The 18,059-nt window shown below is 73.0% G+C and carries 20 protein-coding genes and 1 pseudogene; 12 read left to right on the top strand and 9 right to left on the bottom strand.

From position 1 onward, the window contains the following. The first annotated feature begins 105 nt into the window (after window positions 1–105). The 7 genes from AB0L74_RS24655 (at window position 106) to AB0L74_RS24625 (ending at window position 6,346) form a co-directional block, all read left to right on the top strand. Window positions 106–732 carry an alpha-ketoglutarate-dependent dioxygenase AlkB gene (locus AB0L74_RS24655; RefSeq protein WP_365656269.1) on the top strand — a complete coding sequence of 209 codons (627 nt, stop codon included), beginning with the start codon at window positions 106–108 and terminating at the stop codon, window positions 730–732. A 104-nt stretch (window positions 733–836) separates the two neighbouring features. Further along, entirely contained in the window at window positions 837–1,583 is a 747-nt protein-coding gene (locus tag AB0L74_RS24650; protein WP_365656266.1) for an MBL fold metallo-hydrolase, read from the top strand. A 9-nt stretch (window positions 1,584–1,592) separates the two neighbouring features. Further along, window positions 1,593–2,912, top strand: coding sequence for a DUF4032 domain-containing protein (locus AB0L74_RS24645; RefSeq protein WP_365656263.1), 1,320 nt, complete (start codon window positions 1,593–1,595; stop codon window positions 2,910–2,912). Beyond that, a complete protein-coding gene (locus tag AB0L74_RS24640) occupies window positions 2,902–3,579 on the top strand; it encodes an AIM24 family protein (protein WP_365656259.1) in 678 nt (225 codons plus the stop codon). The genes AB0L74_RS24645 and AB0L74_RS24640 overlap by 11 nt, the downstream gene beginning before the upstream one ends. 136 nt (window positions 3,580–3,715) lie before the next feature. Further along, complete coding sequence (locus AB0L74_RS24635) at window positions 3,716–4,675, top strand: threonine/serine dehydratase (protein WP_365656256.1); 960 nt, start codon at window positions 3,716–3,718, stop codon at window positions 4,673–4,675. 146 nt (window positions 4,676–4,821) lie between these two features. Continuing rightward, window positions 4,822–5,793: an LLM class F420-dependent oxidoreductase gene (locus AB0L74_RS24630; protein WP_365656253.1), complete on the top strand. Its 972-nt coding sequence runs from the start codon at window positions 4,822–4,824 to the stop codon at window positions 5,791–5,793. Between the two features lie 127 nt (window positions 5,794–5,920). Continuing rightward, window positions 5,921–6,346 (top strand): SsgA family sporulation/cell division regulator, encoded by a 426-nt coding sequence (locus AB0L74_RS24625; RefSeq protein ID WP_365656249.1) that lies wholly within the window; start codon window positions 5,921–5,923, stop codon window positions 6,344–6,346. 132 nt (window positions 6,347–6,478) lie between these two features. On the opposite strand, the gene AB0L74_RS24620 is transcribed toward AB0L74_RS24625, so the two are convergent. Beyond that, a complete protein-coding gene (locus tag AB0L74_RS24620; protein ID WP_365656246.1) occupies window positions 6,479–6,976 on the bottom strand; it encodes a DUF6328 family protein in 498 nt (165 codons plus the stop codon). A 151-nt stretch (window positions 6,977–7,127) separates the two neighbouring features. Here AB0L74_RS24620 and AB0L74_RS24615 point away from each other — a divergent pair, with 151 nt between their 5' ends. Further along, the gene (locus AB0L74_RS24615) at window positions 7,128–7,475 is read left to right on the top strand and encodes a hypothetical protein (protein WP_365656243.1); all 348 of its coding nucleotides are present in this window, start codon (window positions 7,128–7,130) and stop codon (window positions 7,473–7,475) included. A gap of 32 nt (window positions 7,476–7,507) precedes the next feature. Here the strand turns inward: AB0L74_RS24615 and AB0L74_RS24610 are convergent, their stop codons facing one another. Both AB0L74_RS24610 and AB0L74_RS24605 read right to left on the bottom strand, forming a co-directional pair. Continuing rightward, window positions 7,508–8,491 (bottom strand): aldo/keto reductase, encoded by a 984-nt coding sequence (locus tag AB0L74_RS24610; protein ID WP_365656240.1) that lies wholly within the window; start codon window positions 8,489–8,491, stop codon window positions 7,508–7,510. 73 nt (window positions 8,492–8,564) lie between these two features. Beyond that, window positions 8,565–9,776: an FAD-dependent monooxygenase gene (locus AB0L74_RS24605; RefSeq protein ID WP_365656237.1), complete on the bottom strand. Its 1,212-nt coding sequence runs from the start codon at window positions 9,774–9,776 to the stop codon at window positions 8,565–8,567. A 230-nt stretch (window positions 9,777–10,006) separates the two neighbouring features. On the opposite strand from AB0L74_RS24605, the gene AB0L74_RS24600 reads away from it, so the two are divergent. After that, window positions 10,007–10,459 (top strand): SRPBCC family protein, encoded by a 453-nt coding sequence (locus AB0L74_RS24600; RefSeq protein ID WP_365656234.1) that lies wholly within the window; start codon window positions 10,007–10,009, stop codon window positions 10,457–10,459. 132 nt (window positions 10,460–10,591) lie between these two features. Here the strand turns inward: AB0L74_RS24600 and AB0L74_RS24595 are convergent, their stop codons facing one another. The 3 genes from AB0L74_RS24595 to AB0L74_RS24585 all read right to left on the bottom strand — a co-directional run bounded on the left by AB0L74_RS24595 (window position 10,592) and on the right by AB0L74_RS24585 (window position 12,973). Then, window positions 10,592–11,305 (bottom strand): ribonuclease H, encoded by a 714-nt coding sequence (locus AB0L74_RS24595; RefSeq protein WP_365656231.1) that lies wholly within the window; start codon window positions 11,303–11,305, stop codon window positions 10,592–10,594. A gap of 31 nt (window positions 11,306–11,336) precedes the next feature. After that, window positions 11,337–12,134 carry a VOC family protein gene (locus AB0L74_RS24590; protein WP_365656228.1) on the bottom strand — a complete coding sequence of 266 codons (798 nt, stop codon included), beginning with the start codon at window positions 12,132–12,134 and terminating at the stop codon, window positions 11,337–11,339. 353 nt (window positions 12,135–12,487) lie between these two features. After that, entirely contained in the window at window positions 12,488–12,973 is a 486-nt protein-coding gene (locus AB0L74_RS24585; RefSeq protein WP_365656225.1) for a VOC family protein, read from the bottom strand. A gap of 255 nt (window positions 12,974–13,228) precedes the next feature. On the opposite strand from AB0L74_RS24585, the pseudogene AB0L74_RS24580 reads away from it, so the two are divergent. After that, window positions 13,229–13,428: pseudogene (locus AB0L74_RS24580) on the top strand (hypothetical protein); the annotation flags it as partial. 54 nt (window positions 13,429–13,482) lie between these two features. Here AB0L74_RS24580 and AB0L74_RS24575 read toward each other — a convergent pair. Continuing rightward, window positions 13,483–13,908 carry a helix-turn-helix transcriptional regulator gene (locus AB0L74_RS24575; RefSeq protein ID WP_365656222.1) on the bottom strand — a complete coding sequence of 142 codons (426 nt, stop codon included), beginning with the start codon at window positions 13,906–13,908 and terminating at the stop codon, window positions 13,483–13,485. 298 nt (window positions 13,909–14,206) lie between these two features. On the opposite strand from AB0L74_RS24575, the gene AB0L74_RS24570 reads away from it, so the two are divergent. Then, window positions 14,207–15,106 carry an RNA polymerase sigma factor SigF gene (locus AB0L74_RS24570; protein WP_365656363.1) on the top strand — a complete coding sequence of 300 codons (900 nt, stop codon included), beginning with the start codon at window positions 14,207–14,209 and terminating at the stop codon, window positions 15,104–15,106. 143 nt (window positions 15,107–15,249) lie between these two features. On the opposite strand, the gene AB0L74_RS24565 is transcribed toward AB0L74_RS24570, so the two are convergent. After that, on the bottom strand, window positions 15,250–15,705 hold the full coding sequence (locus AB0L74_RS24565; protein WP_365656219.1) for an ATP-binding protein: 456 nt from the start codon (window positions 15,703–15,705) through the stop codon (window positions 15,250–15,252). A gap of 267 nt (window positions 15,706–15,972) precedes the next feature. Between AB0L74_RS24565 and AB0L74_RS24560 the strand changes: the two genes are divergently transcribed. Then, window positions 15,973–17,250, top strand: a complete 1,278-nt coding sequence (locus tag AB0L74_RS24560; protein WP_365656216.1) for a streptophobe family protein — start codon at window positions 15,973–15,975, stop codon at window positions 17,248–17,250. 105 nt (window positions 17,251–17,355) lie between these two features. Here AB0L74_RS24560 and AB0L74_RS24555 read toward each other — a convergent pair whose 3' ends face one another. Continuing rightward, window positions 17,356–17,766 carry a hypothetical protein gene (locus AB0L74_RS24555; RefSeq protein WP_365656213.1) on the bottom strand — a complete coding sequence of 137 codons (411 nt, stop codon included), beginning with the start codon at window positions 17,764–17,766 and terminating at the stop codon, window positions 17,356–17,358. Window positions 17,767–18,059: the final 293 nt, after the last annotated feature.

Here is an 18,059-nt window from a genome sequence, read left to right as displayed (position 1 = left end):
ATACGGGAATGTATGTGATACGGCGATGTATCGGAAGCCCGACGCGGCAGCGCGCACCCGACGGTCTTGGCGAACATATTTTCGATTGAGGAGTACGCTGGAGCCATGACCAGGCACCTCCAGGGCTCGCTGTTCGACCAGACCGACGAGGTCCGGCTCGGCCCCCTCGACGGGCTGCGCCGCACGCACCTGGGATCCGGGGCCTGGATCGACGTACTCCCCGGGTGGCTCGGCGGGTCGGACGAACTCTTCGAGCGGCTGGCCGCCGAGGTGCCCTGGCGCGCGGAGCGGCGCACGATGTACGACCACGTCGTGGACGTCCCCCGGCTCCTCGCCTTCTACGGCGCGGACGATCCTCTGCCGCACCCGGTGCTGGCGCGGGCGCGTGACGCGCTCACCGCCCGGTACGCCGCCGAACTGGGCGAGCCGTTCACCACGGCCGGGTTGTGCTACTACCGCGACGGCCGGGACAGCGTCGCCTGGCACGGCGACCGGGTCGGGCGGGGCGCCCGTGAGAACACCATGGTGGCGATCGTCTCCGTGGGCGCACCGCGCGATCTGCTGCTGCGCCCGGTCGGCGGCGGCCGGACGGTGCGCCGGCCGCTGGGTCACGGCGATCTGATCGTGATGGGCGGCTCCTGCCAGCGCACCTGGGAGCACTGCGTACCGAAGACCGCCCGGGCGGCGGGCCCGCGCATCAGCATCCAGTTCCGCCCGCACGGCGTGCGCTGAGGCGGCCGGCCGCCACGCTGGAGCACCGGCCGCTTCCCCACCGTCCACCGCCTCTGGTTGGCTGTCGCCCGTCGGGCAGTGACCCTCGGGACAGGGGAAGAGCGATGCGGGCGGACGTGCGGCAGGTCGCCGACGGCACCTATCTGGTGCGCGGCACCAACACCAACTGGGTGATCCTCACGGAGGGGGACGCGGTGACCCTGATCGACACCGGCTACCCCGCGGACCGTCGGCGGCTGCTCGACTCGCTCGCGGCCGTCGGCGGCTCCCCGGAGGCGGTGACCGCCGTGCTGATCACCCACGCCCACAACGACCACCTGGGCTCGGCCGAGTACCTGCGCGCCGAGTTCGGCACGCCCGTCCTCCTGCACGAGGCCGAAGTGCCGCACGCCCGCCGGGACTTCCTCCACCAGGTATCCATCGGGCGGGTGCTGCGCAACGGCTGGCGGCCGGGTGTGCTGCCCTGGGCGGCACACGTGGTACGGGCCGGCGGCACGGCCCACAACCCCGTGGCCGACCCGCTGCCGTTCCCCCGGGCCGGCGCGCTCGACCTGCCCGGCCGCCCCGTGCCCGTGCACACCCCCGGGCACACCCGGGGCCACTGCGCCTACCATCTGCCGCACGCCGGTGCGGTGATCAGCGGTGACGCCCTGGTGACCGGCCACCCCACCACGCGGGTGCGGGGGCCGCAGCTGCTGCCCGTCATGTTCGACCACGAGCGCGCCCGGGCGGTGGACTCCCTGGACGTCCTCGCCGGGCTCGACGGCGACCTTTTGCTGCCCGGCCACGGGCCGGTCCACCGCGGCCCGGTGCGGGCGGCCGCGCGGCTCGCACGCGAACGCGCAGTCTAGAGTCGGGGCATGGCCTTGCAGATCAGCGCCACCAATCCGGAGCACCCCGCGGTGCTGCTCGAACTGCCCTGGCAGCTCCCCCTGGAGGAGTGGCCGGAGAAGTACCTGGTGCCGCTGCCCCGCGGCATCTCCCGCCACGTCGTCCGCTACGCCCGCGCCGGCACCGAGGTGATCGCCGTCAAGGAGCTCGCGGAGCGGCCCGCGCTGCGCGAGTACGAACTGCTGCGCGACCTGGACCGGCTGGGCATCCCCGCCGTGGACCCGCTGGCCGTGGTCACCGGGCGCACCGGCACCACCGGCGAGCCGCTGGAACCGGTACTGGTCACCCGGCACCTCGGCGGCTCGATGCCCTACCGGTCGATGTTCGAGACCACCCTGCGCCCGGCCACCATGCACCGCCTCATGGACGCCCTCGCCGTACTGCTGGTGCGGCTGCACCTGGCCGGGTTCGCCTGGGGCGACTGCTCCCTGTCCAACACGCTCTTCCGGCGTGACGCCGGGGCCTACGCCGCCTACCTCGTCGACGCCGAGACCGGCGAGCTGCACCCGCGCCTGAGCACCGGGCAGCGCGGGTACGACCTCGACCTGGCCCGGGTGAACATCAGCGGCGAGCTGCTCGACCTGGAGGCGTCCGGCGCCCTGCACCCCTCCGTCGACCCGATCGCGTTCGGCACCGAGATCTGCGCCCGCTACCACGGTCTGTGGGAGGAGCTGACCCGCACCTCGGTCTATCCGGCGGGCAAGTACCACTACATAGAGCGCCGGATACGACGGCTCAACGACCTCGGTTTCGACGTCGCGGAGATGCAGATCGAGCACGCCTCGAACGGCGACACGGTCACCTTCGTGCCCAAGGTCGTCGACGCCGGCCACCACCAGCGGCAGTTGCTGCGCCTGACCGGCCTGGACGCCGAGGAGAACCAGGCCCGGCGGCTGCTGAACGACCTGGAGAGCTGGATGGCCACCCAGGACGACTACGCCCCGGGCGCCTCGTCCCCCGGTTCGCCGCTCCGCCCGGGCCGGGGGGACGTCCCGGGCGCCCGCCCGGAGGTCCTCGCCCACCGCTGGGTGCGGGAGGTGTTCCGGCCCGCCGTGCGGGCGGTGCCGCCCAAGCTGCGCGGCACCATGGACCCGGCCGAGATCTACCACGAACTGCTGGAGCACCGCTGGTATCTGTCGGAGCGGGCCCGGCACGACATCGGCCTGGACGCCGCCGCCGAGGACTACGTCCGCAACGTCCTGCCCAAGGACCCGCGGGCGACGGGCGCTCCCCGGGGCGATCTTGGCGGAACGGGACCGTCCGGGACAGGATGCCGGTATGAAGGGTGACCTCTTTTCCAGCGAGCACATGGTGCGGCCGGCCACCGCGCCGGGCATGACGGCGCAGAACGCCAAGTGCATCCGGTACGCCGTCGACGGCGAGATGTTCGCCCGGCAGGGCGCGATGGTCGCCTACCGCGGCGACCTGCGGTTCGAGCGCAAGGGCCAGGGGGTGGGCGGCATGCTCAAACGCGCCGTCACCGGCGAGGGGCTGCCCCTGATGGCGGTGCGCGGCCGGGGCGAGGCGTGGTTCGCCCACGAGGCGCAGAACTGCTTCGTCGTGGAGGTCGACCCCGGGGACGAGTTCACCGTCAACGGCCGCAACGTCCTGTGCTTCGACGCGTCGCTGTCCTACCGCATCACGACCGTCAAGGGCGGCGGCGTCGCGGGCGGCGGCCTGTTCAACAGTGTCTTCACCGGGCACGGCCGGCTGGGCCTGGTGTGCGAGGGCAACCCGCTGGTGATCCCCGTCTCGCCGCAGGACCCGGTGTACGTCGACACGGACGCCGTCGTGGGCTGGACGGCGGGCCTGCATACCTCCCTGCACCGCTCGCAGTCCCTCGGCTCCATGCTGCGCGGCGGTTCGGGCGAGGCGGTGCAGCTGATGCTGCAGGGGCAGGGGTACGTCGTCGTCCGGCCGAGCGAGGCGACACCGCCGAAGGCACAGCAGCACTGAGGCCCCGGCCGGTCAGCGCTTCCGGCCGCGGCGGGGCCTTCCGCGCCGGCCCCGGAAGGGAGTTGACCCCCGGCGGCCGACGGGCAAGGGTGCCAGGTGGTGCGGATCTCCGCCCGCGCCGGAAGGGATGACTGCCTTGATCGGGATCACCGAGATCGAAGCCGCGGCCGAGCGGATCGCCGGACACCTGGTGCGTACCCCGACCGTGCCGAGCCCGGGGCTGTCCGCGCTGCTCGGCGTACCGGTCACCGCCAAGCTGGAACTGCTCCAGCGCACCGGCTCGTTCAAGGCGCGCGGCGCGACCGCCAAGCTGCTGTCGCTCGGCGAGGCCGAGCGGGCCGCCGGAGTGGTGGCGGTCAGCGGCGGCAACCACGGGATCGCCCTGGCGGTCATGGCCGCCGCCCTCCAGGTGAAGGCCACGGTGGTCATGCCCCGCTCGGCGCCCGCGCGCGCCGTGGAAGTCGCCGGGGGCGCCGGCGCGTCGGTGCGGCTGACCGACGACATGGCCGGGGCCTTCGAGCTGGCGGACCGGCTGCGGCAGGAAGGGCTGACGCTGGTGCACCCCTTCGACGACCCCGTGGTGATCGCCGGGCAGGGCACCGTCGGGCTGGAGTTCGCCGATGACGCCGACGACGTGACCGACGTGCTCGTCAGCATCGGGGGCGGCGGGCTGATCGCCGGCGTGGCGGCGGCGCTGCGGGCCCGCCGGCCCGGCGTGCGGATCTGGGGCGTGGAGACCGAGGGCGCCGAGGCGATGTCGCGGGCGCTGGCGGCGGGCGGTCCGGTGCCGGTCGGACTGTCGTCGATCGTCTCCACCCTCAGCGCGCCCTCCGTCTCTCAGCTGACCTACGACCATGCGGCCGGCCTGGTCACCGATGTGCTCGTGGTGCCGGACCGGGAGGCCGTGCGAGGCGTCCTCGACCTCGCCGACCACGCGAAGGTGTGGACGGAGCCCGCCACCGGCTGTCTCCTGCCCGCCGCCCGGCGGGTGGTGGAGCGGGTGGGCGAGGGAGCGCGGATCGGGCTGGTGGTGTGCGGGGGCAACGCGACGACCGCCGATGTGATGGCGTGGTCCTCCCGCTTCGGGCTGCGCTGACCCCTTGGCGGGCCCGGCGCGTTCCGCGCCGTGACCACCGGGCCCGCGCCGGTCACCGGTGCGGCGCGACGGGGGCCGCGGATTTTCCCTCGTACGGACGCGGCACCCGGCCGTTTCCGCCCATGCGACCCGGGAACCCGGCCGTTATGGTGCAAATCGGATACACGATGATGACCGAGCAGGCCGGTCCCCGTGAGCTCGTCGACCATGTGGTGCGGGCCGAGGAAGTGGGATTCGACTTCTCGGTGACCTCGGACCACTCCTTCCCGTGGCTGCGTTCCCAGGGGCACGCGCCGTACGCGTGGAGCGTGCTGGGCGCGGCGGCGCAGGCGACCTCGCGCATCCCGCTGATGACGTATGTGACGTGTCCGACGTTCCGGTACCATCCGGCGGTCGTGGCGCAGAAAGCGGCGACGCTGCAACTGCTGTCCGAGGGGCGGTTCCGGCTGGGGCTGGGCTCGGGCGAGAACCTGAACGAGCACATCGTGGGCGGCGGCTGGCCCTCGGTCGACGTACGGCACGAGATGCTGGAGGAGGCCGTCGAGATCATCCGTGCCCTGTTCGAGGGCGGGCACGTCAACCGTCGCGGCACGCATTTCGACGTGGAGTCGGCACGGCTGTGGGACGTTCCCGACAGTCCGCCGCCCATCGGCATAGCGGTCTCCGGTGAGCGTTCCTGCGCCCTCGCGGGCAGGCTGGGCGATCTGGTGATCGCCACGGAACCCAAGCCCGGCCTGCTGGAGTCCTTCGACCGGCACGGCGGCGCCGGCAAGCCGCGCGTGGGGCAGCTCCCGGTGAGCTACGACCCCGACCGGGACGCGGCGGTCAAGCGGGCCCACTCCCAGTTCCGCTGGTTCGGCAACGGCTGGAAGGTCAATTCCGAGCTGCCGCACCCGGACTCCTTCGAGGCGGCGACCCAGTTCGTCACGCCCGACGACGTGGCCGAGTCGATCCCGTGCGGCGACGACCCGGAGGTCTTCGTGGAGGCCGTACGCCCCTACGCGGAGGCCGGGTTCACCGAGATCGCCCTGGTGCAGATCGGCGGGGAGACGCAGACGGCGTTCCTGGACTGGGCGGAGAAGACGCTGCTGCCGGCGCTGCGCGACGCCCTGGGCTGAGCGGTCCGCCCGCCCCCGCCTCAGACGGTTCCGGGGGCGATCACCCGCGCGGCCGAGCATGGCGGGCGGGGACGGGGTACTAGAGGGCCCTACGTCCGTTCTCCTCGGACTCCTCGGAGGCCCTTTCGTGAAGTCCTTCACGCACACGACCCTGGTGGTACAGCTGCAAGCCGGTGACACCGAGCGCTGCCCCGTCCTCGCCCATCTGAGTTACGACGCCGCCGACCCGTTCGCCGTCACCTTCCTGTTCAGTCACGACGGCCGCGTCCTGGCCCGGTGGACGCTGGACCGGGACATGCTCGCCGAGGGGCTGTCGCGCCCGGTCGGCATGGGCGACGTACGGCTGCGCCCGGCCTCGACCGGCCTGTGGGAAGAGCTGCGCATGGACTTCCTCGGCGACCCGCGGCCGGACGGCGGCCGTCATCACGCCGTGGTCTTCGGGTGGGCGCCGGCGGTCGCTGCCTTCCTGCGGGAGACCCACGAGATCGTGCCGCCCGGCCAGGAAGAGGTACGGGTGGACGACTTCCTGGCCGAGGTCATGGCCGGCGGCTGAGGCCGTGGCCCGCGCGGCCCCGCCGTCACGGCTCCGCCGGCCGCCCTGTGGCGGGGGCGGGACCGTGCGGGCAGGGCCGCGCGGGCATCGGCGCACCCCGTCCCCCGTCCCCCGCCCCCGCCGCCGGACCGGTCAGCGGGAGGTGTACCGGTGCCGGGTCCACAGCGGGAGGACGAACCAGCACAGCAGATACCAGGCGACCACGCCCGCGACCAGATACGGCACGAAGCCGTCGTCGGTGGCGACGCGGAGGATCAGCAGCAGCGAGGCGGTGGTGGTGGCGAGCAGCAGCACCAGGCCGAGCAGGGTCAGCCGGGAGGCGAGGCGCACCGCCTGGGGTTTGACGCGCCGCCCGGAGACCAGGCGGTGCAGGGAGACCGGCCCGATCAGCGCGCCGGTCGCGGCGGCCCCGAGGACGACCGTCACGATGTAGATGAAGCGGTCCGTGTCCCCCAGGTCGTCGTACTTGGGTGTGAACACGACGGTGAGCAGGAAGCCGAAGAGGATCTGCACGCCCATCTGCGCGACGCGGACCTCCTGGATGAGCTCCTGCCACATCCGGTCGGCTCTCTCCTCCTCGGTCTCGTTGCGGCCCCTGCGTCTGCTTCCGCCCGCTGCCGTGTCCGACACGATGCCCTCCCGGTTGCCGCGGCTGGATACGGTCCGTCTGCCCGGTTTCCCGCCGGTGCGTGCGCCCGCCCTCGCCGTGTCCCGTTTGAGCGATCATCCGGTGGTTACACGGACCGCGACAGACGCCCCGAGGCCGAGGAGGTCGTGCAGGATGTCGGACACGCAGCTCACCGTGACACTCAGCGGTGGCGGCATCGACGACGCGCGGGCGGTGGTGCGCGCGCTGGAGGAGGTTTTCGGGGCGCCGGACGACCTGCCGGCCGACGAGCGGGCGACGGTCCGCACCGCCACGTTCCGCGCCCCGGAATCACCGGAGTCGGGCGGGGCGCCGCCGGCGGAGACCGGGCGGCTGTCCGCGCCGGTGACCGTCACGGTGCAGGGCTCCCCGCAGGCCGTCGCGACGGCGAGCCAGACCCTGTCGCGCGCGTTCTCGGCCCGTGAGGAAGGTGCCGCCTCCGGCGACCAGGAACAGGAGCGGCAGTTGCTCCTGGAGCCGTAGGGCGGGGCCTCGGGCCCCGCCCGCGGGGCTGCCTACCAGCGGCTTTCCACCTGATCCTTGATCCGCCGGTCGTACAGGTCACCGATCGCGGCGAGCGTCTCCCGCGCAAGCTCCGGCAGGGTGGCGGCGGCCGCGTTGGCGCGGGCCTGTTCCGGTGAGCGCGCGCCGGGGATCACGGTGGTCACGCCGGGCTGCTCGACGATCCAGCGCAGGGCCAGCTGGGCCGGGGTGTATCCCTCGGGAGCGAGCGCGGCGAACTCCGCGGCGGCCTCCACCCCGGTGGCGAAGTCGACGCCGGAGAAGGTCTCGCCCTGGTCGAACGCCTCCCCGTGCCGGTTGAAGGTGCGGTGGTCGTTGGCGGCGAAGACCGTGTCCTTGGTGTACTTCCCGGACAGCAGGCCGGAGGCGAGCGGCACCCGGGCGATGATGCCGACACCCGCCTCCCGGGCCGCCGGCAGGACCTCGCGCAGCGGCTTCATCCGGAACGGGTTGAGGATGATCTGGACGCTCGCCACGTGGGGCCGGGCGATCGCGGTGAGCGCCTCCGCGCAGGTCTCCACGCTGACGCCGTACGCGGCGACGCGCTCCTCCTCGACCAGGGTGTCGAGGGCGTCGAACACCTCGTCCGACGAGTAGACCGGCGTCGGCGGGCAGTGCAGCTGCACCAGGTCGATGCGGTCGACACCGAGGTTGCGGCGGGAACGGTCGTTCCATTCCCGGAAGTTGTCCAGGACGTAGTTCTGCGGGATCTGGTCGACCCGGCGGCCCATCTTCGTGGCGACCAGGACGTCCAGGCCGGGCCGGCCGCGCAGGAACGCGGCGATGGTCTCCTCGCTGCGTCCGTCGCCGTAGACGTCGGCCGTGTCGAAGAAGGTCACCCCCGACTCGGCCGCCGCCTCCAGTACCGCGAGGGCTTCCTTGCTGTCGACGTCGCCCCAGTCGGCGCCCAGCTGCCAGGTGCCGAGACCGACCGCGGACGCGTGCTGACCGGATCGTGGGAATGTGCGCTGTTCCATGCCGGCAGTCTGACATCCGCCCCGGCCGCCCGGAGCGCCGGGACCGGCGTCGCGGGCGTCCGGGTGCGGGCCGCTACCTCCGGGCGGACCGTGCCCGCGCGTGCACGGTCCCGGCCAGCTTCGGCCCCAGCCAGCGCTTGAACCGGCGCAGGGTCTCCAGCTGCCCGGCCGCCCGGTCGACGCGGTAGTACAGCTGCGGCGGGACGTAGGGCAGCAGCGGCGAGTGGCGCTGGCCGAGGAGGGCGAACATCTGCTCGGGGGGCAGGTCGATGTAGCGCGGCAGGTTCTCGTACCACCGGGCGCTGTAGCGGGCCGCGCTCTGCGCGGGCAGCAGCGCCCGCACGCGCTCCCGCTCGTACTGGGCGAGGGCCTCGGGCAGGGCGGGCCGCTCGCGCAGGGCGCGGGCCAGCGCGATGGCGTCCTCCAGGGCGAGGGTGGTGCCGGCGCCGACGGAGTAGTGCGTGGTGTGGGCCGCGTCGCCGAGCAGCACCAGGTTGCCGCGGAACCAGGTGCGGTTGGTCAGGGTGCGGAAGGTCAGCCACGGGGCGCTCCCGTCCGGTGCGGAGCGGCCGGTCAGGGGGTGGCCGTCGAGGACGTCGGCGAAGAGCCGCGCCAGCAGCGCCGGCCCGTCCGCCTCCCCCGCCCGGTCCAGACCGAGGCCGGTCCGGGTCTCGGGGGCGCATTCGACGACGCAGGTGCTGCGCCCGGGGCCGTAGCCGTAGCCGTACATCCAGATCCAGCCGTGGCCGGTCTCGCGGAAGGCGAAGGTGAAGGCGTCGAAGACCTTGGTGGTGCCGAGCCAGATGTAGGGGTTGCGACCGGCCTGGATCTCGGTGCCGAAGTGACCGGCGTACCGGGTGCGCAGCGCGCTGCGGACCCCGTCGGCCGCGACGACGAGGTCGGCCGCGGGCGGGTCCGTGATCTCCCGCTCGAACTCCAGCCGTACGCCGAGCGACCGGGCCCGTGCGGCGAGGATCTCCAGCAGCCGGTGACGGCCGATGCCGAAACCCTCGTCCCCCCGGTGACGGGTCGTCAGGCCCCGTACGTGGGCGACCCCGTCGCTCCACCGTACGGAGTGCTCCTCGACGGCCCGCGCCGTCTCCGGGTCGTGTTCGCGGAGCCGGTCGAGGAGCCCGCGCCAGTAGGTGACGCCCCAGCCGTAGGTGGAGCCTTCCGGGTCGCGCTCGTAGACGGTGATGTCGTGGGACGGATCCCGCCGCTTCAGCAGGATCGAGAGGTACAGGCCGGCGGGCCCGCCTCCGACGCAGACGACCTTCACATACACCCCTGAGCAGTACGTAAAGCGTTCATTTCACACCGCAGCGTAACAGCGGGTACCGCGCCGTGGACGGCCCCGTTGACGGGGTGTCACGGCCTTCCCGGCGGATCCGCCGACGCGCTCGGCACCTTCCGCGCCGCCGATGGCCGGAATCGTGAATTCCTCCGCGGGCGGGGGGTACCTGCGGGACGTACCGAACAGACGAAGACCGAACGGACGAAGGAGGAGGAAACGTCGTGTCGCAGGTCGAGGAATCCATCGAGGTCGGCGTCCCCGTGCACACCGCGTACAACCAGTGGACGCAGTTCGAGACGTTCCCCGAGTTCATGAGCGGTGTGGAGCGCATCGAGCAGCGCACCGACACGCTCACGCACTGGGTGACCAACGTGGACGGCGTCCACAAGGAGTTCGACGCGGAGATCACCGAGCAGATCCCGGACGAGCGGGTGGCGTGGACCACCGTGTCCGGCGAGGCCAGGCAGGCGGGTGTGGTCACCTTCCACCGCCTCGACGACGCCCACACCAAGGTGATGCTCCAGATGGACTTCCAGCCGGACGGCATCACCGAGAAGGTCGGCGACAAGCTCGGGTTCGTCAAGCGGCAGACCAAGGGCGATCTGGAGCGCTTCAAGCACTTCATCGAGCAGCGCGGCCAGGAGACCGGCGGCTGGCGCGGCACGGTCGCCTGACCCCGCGGCCGGCCGGAGTACGGCTCCCGCCCGGCCGCGGGCCGCATCCGCGGTCCGCGGCCGGGCGCGGTCGTGTCTGCGCCGCCTCGGCCGGCGCCGCCCTCGCCGCCGTACGCCTGACCGCTCGGCCTCTCAGCCCGCCGCCGCTTGCGCCCGGCACTCCGGGTGACCCCAGCCCTGCGGGTTCTTGGCGATCGGCTCTCCGGCCGCGTACGACCGTCCGCACACGCAGCGGCCGGGGAACTTCGCCTTGATGGTGCGTGAGGAACCTCCGGGAGCCGCGCCCCCGGTGCGCGGCCGGGGCGCGCCGGGCCGGCGCCGCGGTGCCTTGGCCGGGACGTCGGGTGCGGGCGGCGGTTCGGGCGAGCCCAGCTCGCTGCCCGCGGGCTCCTGGACGGTGGCGGCCTGGCTGGCGGCACGGTCGGCGAAGTCGTTGAGCGGATCGCCGTCGACCTGATGGGCGGGCACGTAGCGGAACTCGACCGAGCGGCCGTCCAGCAGCTCGTCGATGCGCACGACGAGTTCCCGGTTGGCGACCGGCTTGCCCGCGGCCGTCTTCCAGCCGTTGCGCTTCCAGCCCGGCAGCCAGGTGGTGACCGCCTTCATGGCGTACTGGGAGTCCATGCGGACCTCCAGCGGCACGCCGGGGTCGGTCGCCGCCAGCAGCCGCTCCAGCGCCGTCAGCTCGGCCACGTTGTTGGTGGCCCTGCCGAGCGGCCCCGCCTCCCAGCGGGCCGGAGTCTCGGACTCGTCGGCGACGACCCAGGCCCATCCCGCCGGGCCGGGGTTTCCCTTCGAAGCGCCGTCGCACGCGGCCACCACACGTTCACGCATGGGCCCGATCATGTCATGGCCGGGAACGGCGGCGGCCGCCGCCTCAGGAGACGTCGGTGAGGGTCGGCATCTCCCCCTGCGCGGCCGTGACGTCGATCACCGAGAAGTTCGCGCCCTGTGGGTCGGTCAGCCCCGCGAACCGGCCGAACGGGGTGTCCATCGGGCCCAGCCGCAGCACCCCGCCCAGCTCGGTGGCCCGGGACACGGCCGCGTCGCAGTCCTCGACGGTGAAGTAGACGTCGATGTAGGGAGGTACGTCGGGCGGGAAGTCGTCCGTCATCTTCATCCGGCCCAGGACGCCGCGGTCGCCGAGGCTGAACACGCGGAAGTCGACCTCGCCGTCCTCCATCTGCTTCGCCTGGTAGGAGAACACCGCGGGAAAGAACACGTCCGCCTTCTCGGGTTCCCGGGTGAAGACCTCCGCCCAGCAGTAGGCGCCGGGCTCGGCCATCGCCTGGAACCCCTGGTGACGGCCCGCCTGCCAGACGCCGAAGACGACGCCGCCGGGGTCGCGGGCCAGGCACATGGTGCCGAAGTCGTCGACCCGCATCGGCCCCATCAGCAGCTCGCCGCCGGCGGCGCGGATCCGGTCGGCGGTCACCTCCGCGTCGTCGGACGCGAAGTACAGGCACCACTGGGACTCGTCCTCCTGCCCCGGCATCGGCGGCACGATGGCGGCGACGGCCTTGCCGTCCGCATAGGCCTCGGTGTAGTTGCCGTACTCCGACGACGCCTCGCCGAAGGCCCAGCCCAGCACCTGGCCGTAGAAGCGCTTGGCTCCCTCGGGGTCGCTGAACATCGCGTCGGCCCAGCAAGGGGCACCCTCAGGTTGTGCGGCCATGGCTGCGACCCCTCCGAATAGGTGGTCCGTATGGGGGTGGGTCCGTACGGACGGGTGTGGTCATGGGCGGGTGTGGTCCGCTTCCTCACGCTAGCCACTCACGCGCCCGCCCGCGCGCCGAGCACGTCACCGCCGTCCGCCGGGGTTCCGGGCCCGCGCTCCCCCCGTTCATGGCGCGGAGCGGCCCCGCGGTCACGCGGGCGACCGGCGCTCGGGTCCGGCGGGCCCCGCGCCGGGCGGGCAGGTCCCGGCAGGTGATCCGGGGGTGCGGACCGACGCCCGATGAGGCCGGGCACCGAGTGAGGAGCGGCGGGGCGGGCCGCCGCTCCCCGCCCCGTCCGCCGGTCCGACGGTCACGCGCCGCCCGCGTACGCCTGTTCCAGGGAGGCGATGTCCAGCTTGCCCATCGTCAGCATGGCCTTGGTGGCGCGGCTCGCCTTCTCCTGGTCCGGGTCGCTGATCATCTCGATCAGCCGCTTCGGGACGACCTGCCACGACACGCCGTACTTGTCCTTCAGCCAGCCGCAGGGGCCCGGCTCCCCGCCGCCCTCGGTGAGCTTGGTCCAGTAGTAGTCGACCTCCTCCTGGTCGTCGCACTCGATCTGGAAGGAGACCGCCTCGGTGAACGTGACCTCCGGCCCGCCGTTCAACGCGACGAAACGCTGGCCGTTGGCCACGAAGTCCACGGTGACCACCGCACCGGCGGGCCCCGGGCCGGCCTCGGTGTAGCGGACGGTCCGCCCGATGCCGGAGTCCTTGAAGATCGAGACGTAGTGGGCCGCGGCCTCCTCGGCCTGGCCGTTGAACCAGAGGCAGGTGGTGAATCCGTCGGTGCTCATGAGCTCCTCCTGGGGGAACGGAACGCGGTCGTCAAGGTGGACCCCGTCCGTCCCCGGAAGTCATCGGCCGGACGACGAAAAAGCTCCAAGGCCCTTCCCCGCCGGTCCGGCACCCGCCCGCAACCCCGCCTTCGGCGGACGCCGGGCGGCAGGGCCCCGGCAGCGGCACCTGCCCCGTCCCTCCGCGTCACCACGCGGCCGGACGCGCCCGTCGCACGCGGTGCGGGCACCCGCACCGGGCTCGGCCCGGCCAGGGAGGAGACGCTGTCGCGGCACACGCGGCACACGCGGCACGACGTGGCGACGCTGCGCGCGGTCATGAACGGCGACGCTGCGCGCGGTCATGAACGGCGACGCTGCGCGCGGTCATGAACCACGGACAGGTGTTCACCGCGCACGAGGCCGTGGCGTACGGGCTGGCCGACGAGGTGCTCAGCCGACGCGTGGTGACGGTGCGACTGCCGGGCCGGTCCCCGGACACCCGTCCGGGGACCGGTCCGTACACACGGTCAGGCCGCCAGGCAGAGCCCGTCGCAGCGGGCGCCGGACGCGCCGCGGCCGGCGCCCGCGTGCCGGGAGGTGACGCGGGTGAGCCGGCCGTGGGCCCGGGCCAGCAGGTCGCCCAGGCTCAGCCCGAGGGCCTGGGCGGCGGCCGCCAGGACCTCCGAGGACGCCTCCTTGCGCCCCCGCTCCACCTCGGACAGATACGGCATGGAGATCCGGGCCGCCTCGGCCACGTCCTTCAGGGTGCGTTCCTGGGCGAGGCGTTCGCGCCGCAGGACCTCGCCGACCAGATCCCGCCACAGCGGTTCCCGCCCGCCGGCGGGAGGCGGGGGGCCCGGACGGGCCGGGGGCACGGCGGGGCGGCCCTCCGGACGCGCGGCCGGCGGGCGCAGAGGGATGACACGGGCTTCGTTCGGCGCTTGGCTGCTCACCCCTTCAGCCTAGGAACCACCGGCCGGAGGGGAAGGGCGCGGCATTCCGCCCTGAGGGGAACCGGAGCGGGCTCGTCAGGCGGAGGGAATCCGGATACCGCCCGTCGACGTGTGCGTCGTCGGTCACACGGCTACGCTGAGGCTGTGTCGCATACCCCCATGAACCCACCCTTATCGCTCGGATGGTCTCTGATTTTCCGCCACACGGCAACACGGGGGGCATGTGCCGTGCTGACCTGGGTACCCGCAGCGACGAAGGACTCAGGGAGACCCAACCGTGACTTTCGTGGGAGAGGTAATGGAGACCGTCGACACCGCCGTGATCCGGTCGGAGGCACCGGCCGTCGAGGAGACCACCGGAAGTGGGGCGACGGGTGACGGACCGCTGGCGGAGATCGTGGACCCGCGAGCCGTGGCGCCGCGCGACGCGCGGGAGCTGTCCCGTCAGTTCTTCCAGCGCCTGACGGAGCTCGAAGAGGGCACGCACGAATACCAGTACGCGCGCAACACGCTCATCGAGATGAACATGTCGCTCGTGCGGTTCGCCGCCGGCCGGTTCCGCGGCCGCGGGGACGACATGGAGGACATCGTCCAGACCGGCATGATCGGCCTGATCAAGGCGATCGACCGGTTCGAGCTGTCACGGGAGGTCGAGTTCACCTCCTTCGCGCTGCCGTACATCGTCGGCGAGATCAAGCGGTTCTTCCGGGACACGACGTGGGCCGTGCACGTGCCCCGGCGGCTCCAGGAGCTGCGCGTGGAACTGGCCAAGGCGCGCGAGGAGCTCTCCAGCCGCCTGGACCGGGAGCCCACCGTCGCCGAGCTCGCCACGCTGATGAACCTCAGCGAGGACGAGGTGATCGAAGGCCAGATCGCCGCCAACGGGTACAACTCCGCGTCCCTGGACGCCGCGCTCACCGGTGACGGACCGGAGGGCGGCGAGGCGGTGCTCGCCGACTTCATCGGCGTGGAGGAGGAAGGGATGCGGCTCGTCGAGGACTTCCACTCGCTCGCGCCGCTCATGGCCGAACTGAGCGAGCGTGACCGGCGGATCATTCACATGAGGTTCGTCGAGGAGGCCACCCAGGCGGAGATCGGCGAACAGCTCGGCTGCTCCCAGATGCACGTCTCCCGGCTGATCAAGCGGATCATCGCCCGGCTGCGCGAGGGCATGCTGGGCGAGCTGGGCTGCGCCTGAAGGCCGCCAGGAAGAACACGGCCTGAGGATCCTGAGAGAAACAGAGCACACCGGAAGGCGGGTGCCGCTCCCAAAGGGAGTACGGCACCCGCCTTCCGTGACGGTGGTGGGTGCTCAGGGGGCCCGGCCGCGGTTCACCGGGGTCAGGCGTCGTTCAGTGACATCACGGCACGCACCCGCTTGCCGACCGGCACCCGCTCGACGGTGACGGTCTGCGCCAGTGCGTGGACGATCTCCAGGCCGTGCCGCCCGACCCGTTCGGGATCGCGCGGGAAGCGCCGGGGCACGGCCGCGCTGCTGTCGTAGACGGCCACCGTCACCGAGGCGTCCGTGCCCTCCAGCTCCAGGATGTACGGCCCCCGGCTGTGCCGGTCGGCGTTGGTGACCAGCTCGCTCACCACGAGCAGGAGCGCCCCCTCGACCCGCGGGCCGATCGAGGCGCACCACTCGGTCCTGAGCTGGTCGAGGAAGAGCGACGCGAAGGAACGCGCTTCGGCGATGCATCCCGGCTCGCCGGTGTAATGTGCCGCCCGCCGTAGCGGTTCCACGGGCACGTCGAAACCAGTCGGTATCACTGCCCCGTCCAGGTGCTCGATCATGCGTTTCTCTCTCAGAAGCCGGACTGGCCGGACGCTGCTGCACCAGTCCTCGTACCCCGAGCCGGGCTCCGCAGTCCCCATCAACCACACTGCGGGCATCATCACAGCCGCGAGGCATGCGAAGGGTACCCGACCGGCCCGGCATCGGCTGAATCGATGCGGCTGCACGCGCGTTCGAGGTGCGCGGCCGGTCCGGTGGCGGGAGCGGGCCGGCGCGGACGGCCTTCCCGGCGGGCGCGCCGCGCGGGCGCTGCTTAGCGTGGCAGCGTGAGTTCGCGCAGCCCCTCCGGTCCGGCCGTGGCCCCGCACGGCTGGGCACAGGCCCTCGGCACCGTGCTGGCCGGTCTCTTCGCCATGGGGGTGGCCGCCGCGCTCGGGCTGTGGGCGGCCGGTGCCGCGGACCTGCCCGAGGGCGCCTTTCCCCGGGTCGTGACGGCGGCCGTGGTCACCGCCGTCGGCGGGGCGGTGGACTTCTCCGGGGAGGCCGGAGGGTTCGCCGGCACCGAGGCCGGGCTGACCGTGATGCCGTTGTCCGTCACTCTGACGGGGGCCCTGGTCATCGGGTGGGCCTTTCTGCGGCCACTGCGTCACCGGGCGGTCGCGGGGACCGCGGAGCTGGCCGGCTGGGCCGGGCGGATCGCCGTGCTGTGGCTGCTCGCCCTCCTCGCCCTGGCGTTCGCCGCCCGGCAGTCCTTCGAGGTCTCCCTCGGCGAGGGAGTGCTGGACGAACTCAGCGAGCTCTTCGGCCTCTCCCCCAGGGTCGGCTTCACCGCCGACGTCCCCCTGACGCTGGTCTTCGGTCTGCTCTGGCTGGCGGGTGTGGTGGCGCTGGCCCTGCTGGTGTCGCCGGGCGCTCCGCTGCCCGGCCGGCTGCTGCGCTTCCGGGCGACGGTGCGGCCGGCGGCGTACGCGATGGTCCTCCTGCTGCTCGCCTGCGTCGCCGTGGGAGTGGTGATCGGACTGGTCGTCGCGGCGACGCGCGGGCACTCCGCCCGGACGTTCGCCGTGCTCCTGCTCGGCCTGCCCAACGTGGTGTGGCTCGCGTTCACGATCGGGCTCGGCGCCACCTGGGACGGCCGGGTGGAGGGGCCGTTCGCGCTGCCGATGCCGCGCCTGCTGGACGAGGTGCTGCGTACGCCGGACGTCTCGGCGCTCGACGTGCGCACCCTCGCCGAGCACGACGGCCGGGTGTGGTGGCTGGTGGCCGTGGACGCGGTGCTGCTCGTGACCGCCGCCGCCGTGACGGCGGCGCGCTCGCCGGCCCGGACACCGGCCTGGCGGCACGCCGTGCGCCTGGCCGTCGCGCTGGCGCTCACGGTGCTCGCGGTCTGCCTCGTCGGCCGGGTCTCGGCGCACTACGGGCTCTCCGTCCTCGGCATCGGCGATCTGGGCGGAGCCCTGTCCGGGGAGCTGTTCCTCAGACCGCGGCTGTGGACCGCGCTGGGCCTGGCGTTGCTGTGGGGACTGGTCGCCGGGTTCCTCGGCGCGCTGCTCATCCGGTGGACGGGCCGACGGCGCGGTCGGGCGGGGCAACGGGAGCGATGAGCCGCGGACCGGGGCCCGTCGGCACCAGGGGAGGCCGGGCGGGGCATCGGCGGGTTGCCTGGGGAGCGGGCTGACGGCGCGGTCGTGACGGGTGCGCGGGCGGCGTCAGGCGACGGGTACCACGAGCGACGGGAGGGTCCGCTGCATCCGCAGGGCGTCGACGGACTCGGCGAGCAACTCGTACTCGGTGGTGTCGTCGCTGGTGGCGATGCGCACCAGCCGACCGGCGGCCAATTCGTCGGCCACCCGTTCCTGTTGGCCGATGTCACCGCACCAGGCCCGCAGCACGGACGGCACGTCGGGCACGGTATCGGCGACCGGGACGAGGGCGCGCGGCGGCACGGGGGCGGCGCCGGGCTGCGGATCGAGCCGCTCCGCGATCCAGCAGGCCCGGTCGCGTAACCACCACAGGGCGAGCGCGAGGGTGGGCGCCCGGTAGGTCCCCAGAGGTACGCCGATGCGCCTGCCGCCGCAGATTCCGTACGCGGTGACATGGCACAGGAACTCGTCGTGCACGTCTCCCCTCCCCCGTCGCATAGCTCATCGCTCGCTCGTCCGTCGGTCGGGCCTTGCTCCGTGCGGCTCGTGTGCTGTGGGTGAGGACACCGTCGCGTGACGTGAGATGCCCTAGGGGTCGAGTATGTTCACCGCTGAACCATTGTCACCACCCCTTTCCGGCCAGTCTGCTGGCATATGCGCTGCTGCCGTTGGCCGAAATACCGCACCGGAAACCCCGCGCCGGCCGAGGACAGGCCCGAGAGTGCCAGGCGCGGCTCGACGACCCGGTGGGTCCGACGCCCCGGACGGGC

Origin of the sequence: Streptomyces sp. NPDC052020 (genome assembly GCF_040680575.1) — a bacterium.
GTDB lineage: Bacteria > Actinomycetota > Actinomycetes > Streptomycetales > Streptomycetaceae > Streptomyces.
Note: the sequence above shows the minus strand (reverse complement) of the source record. Positions and strands in the feature narration are given on the sequence as shown.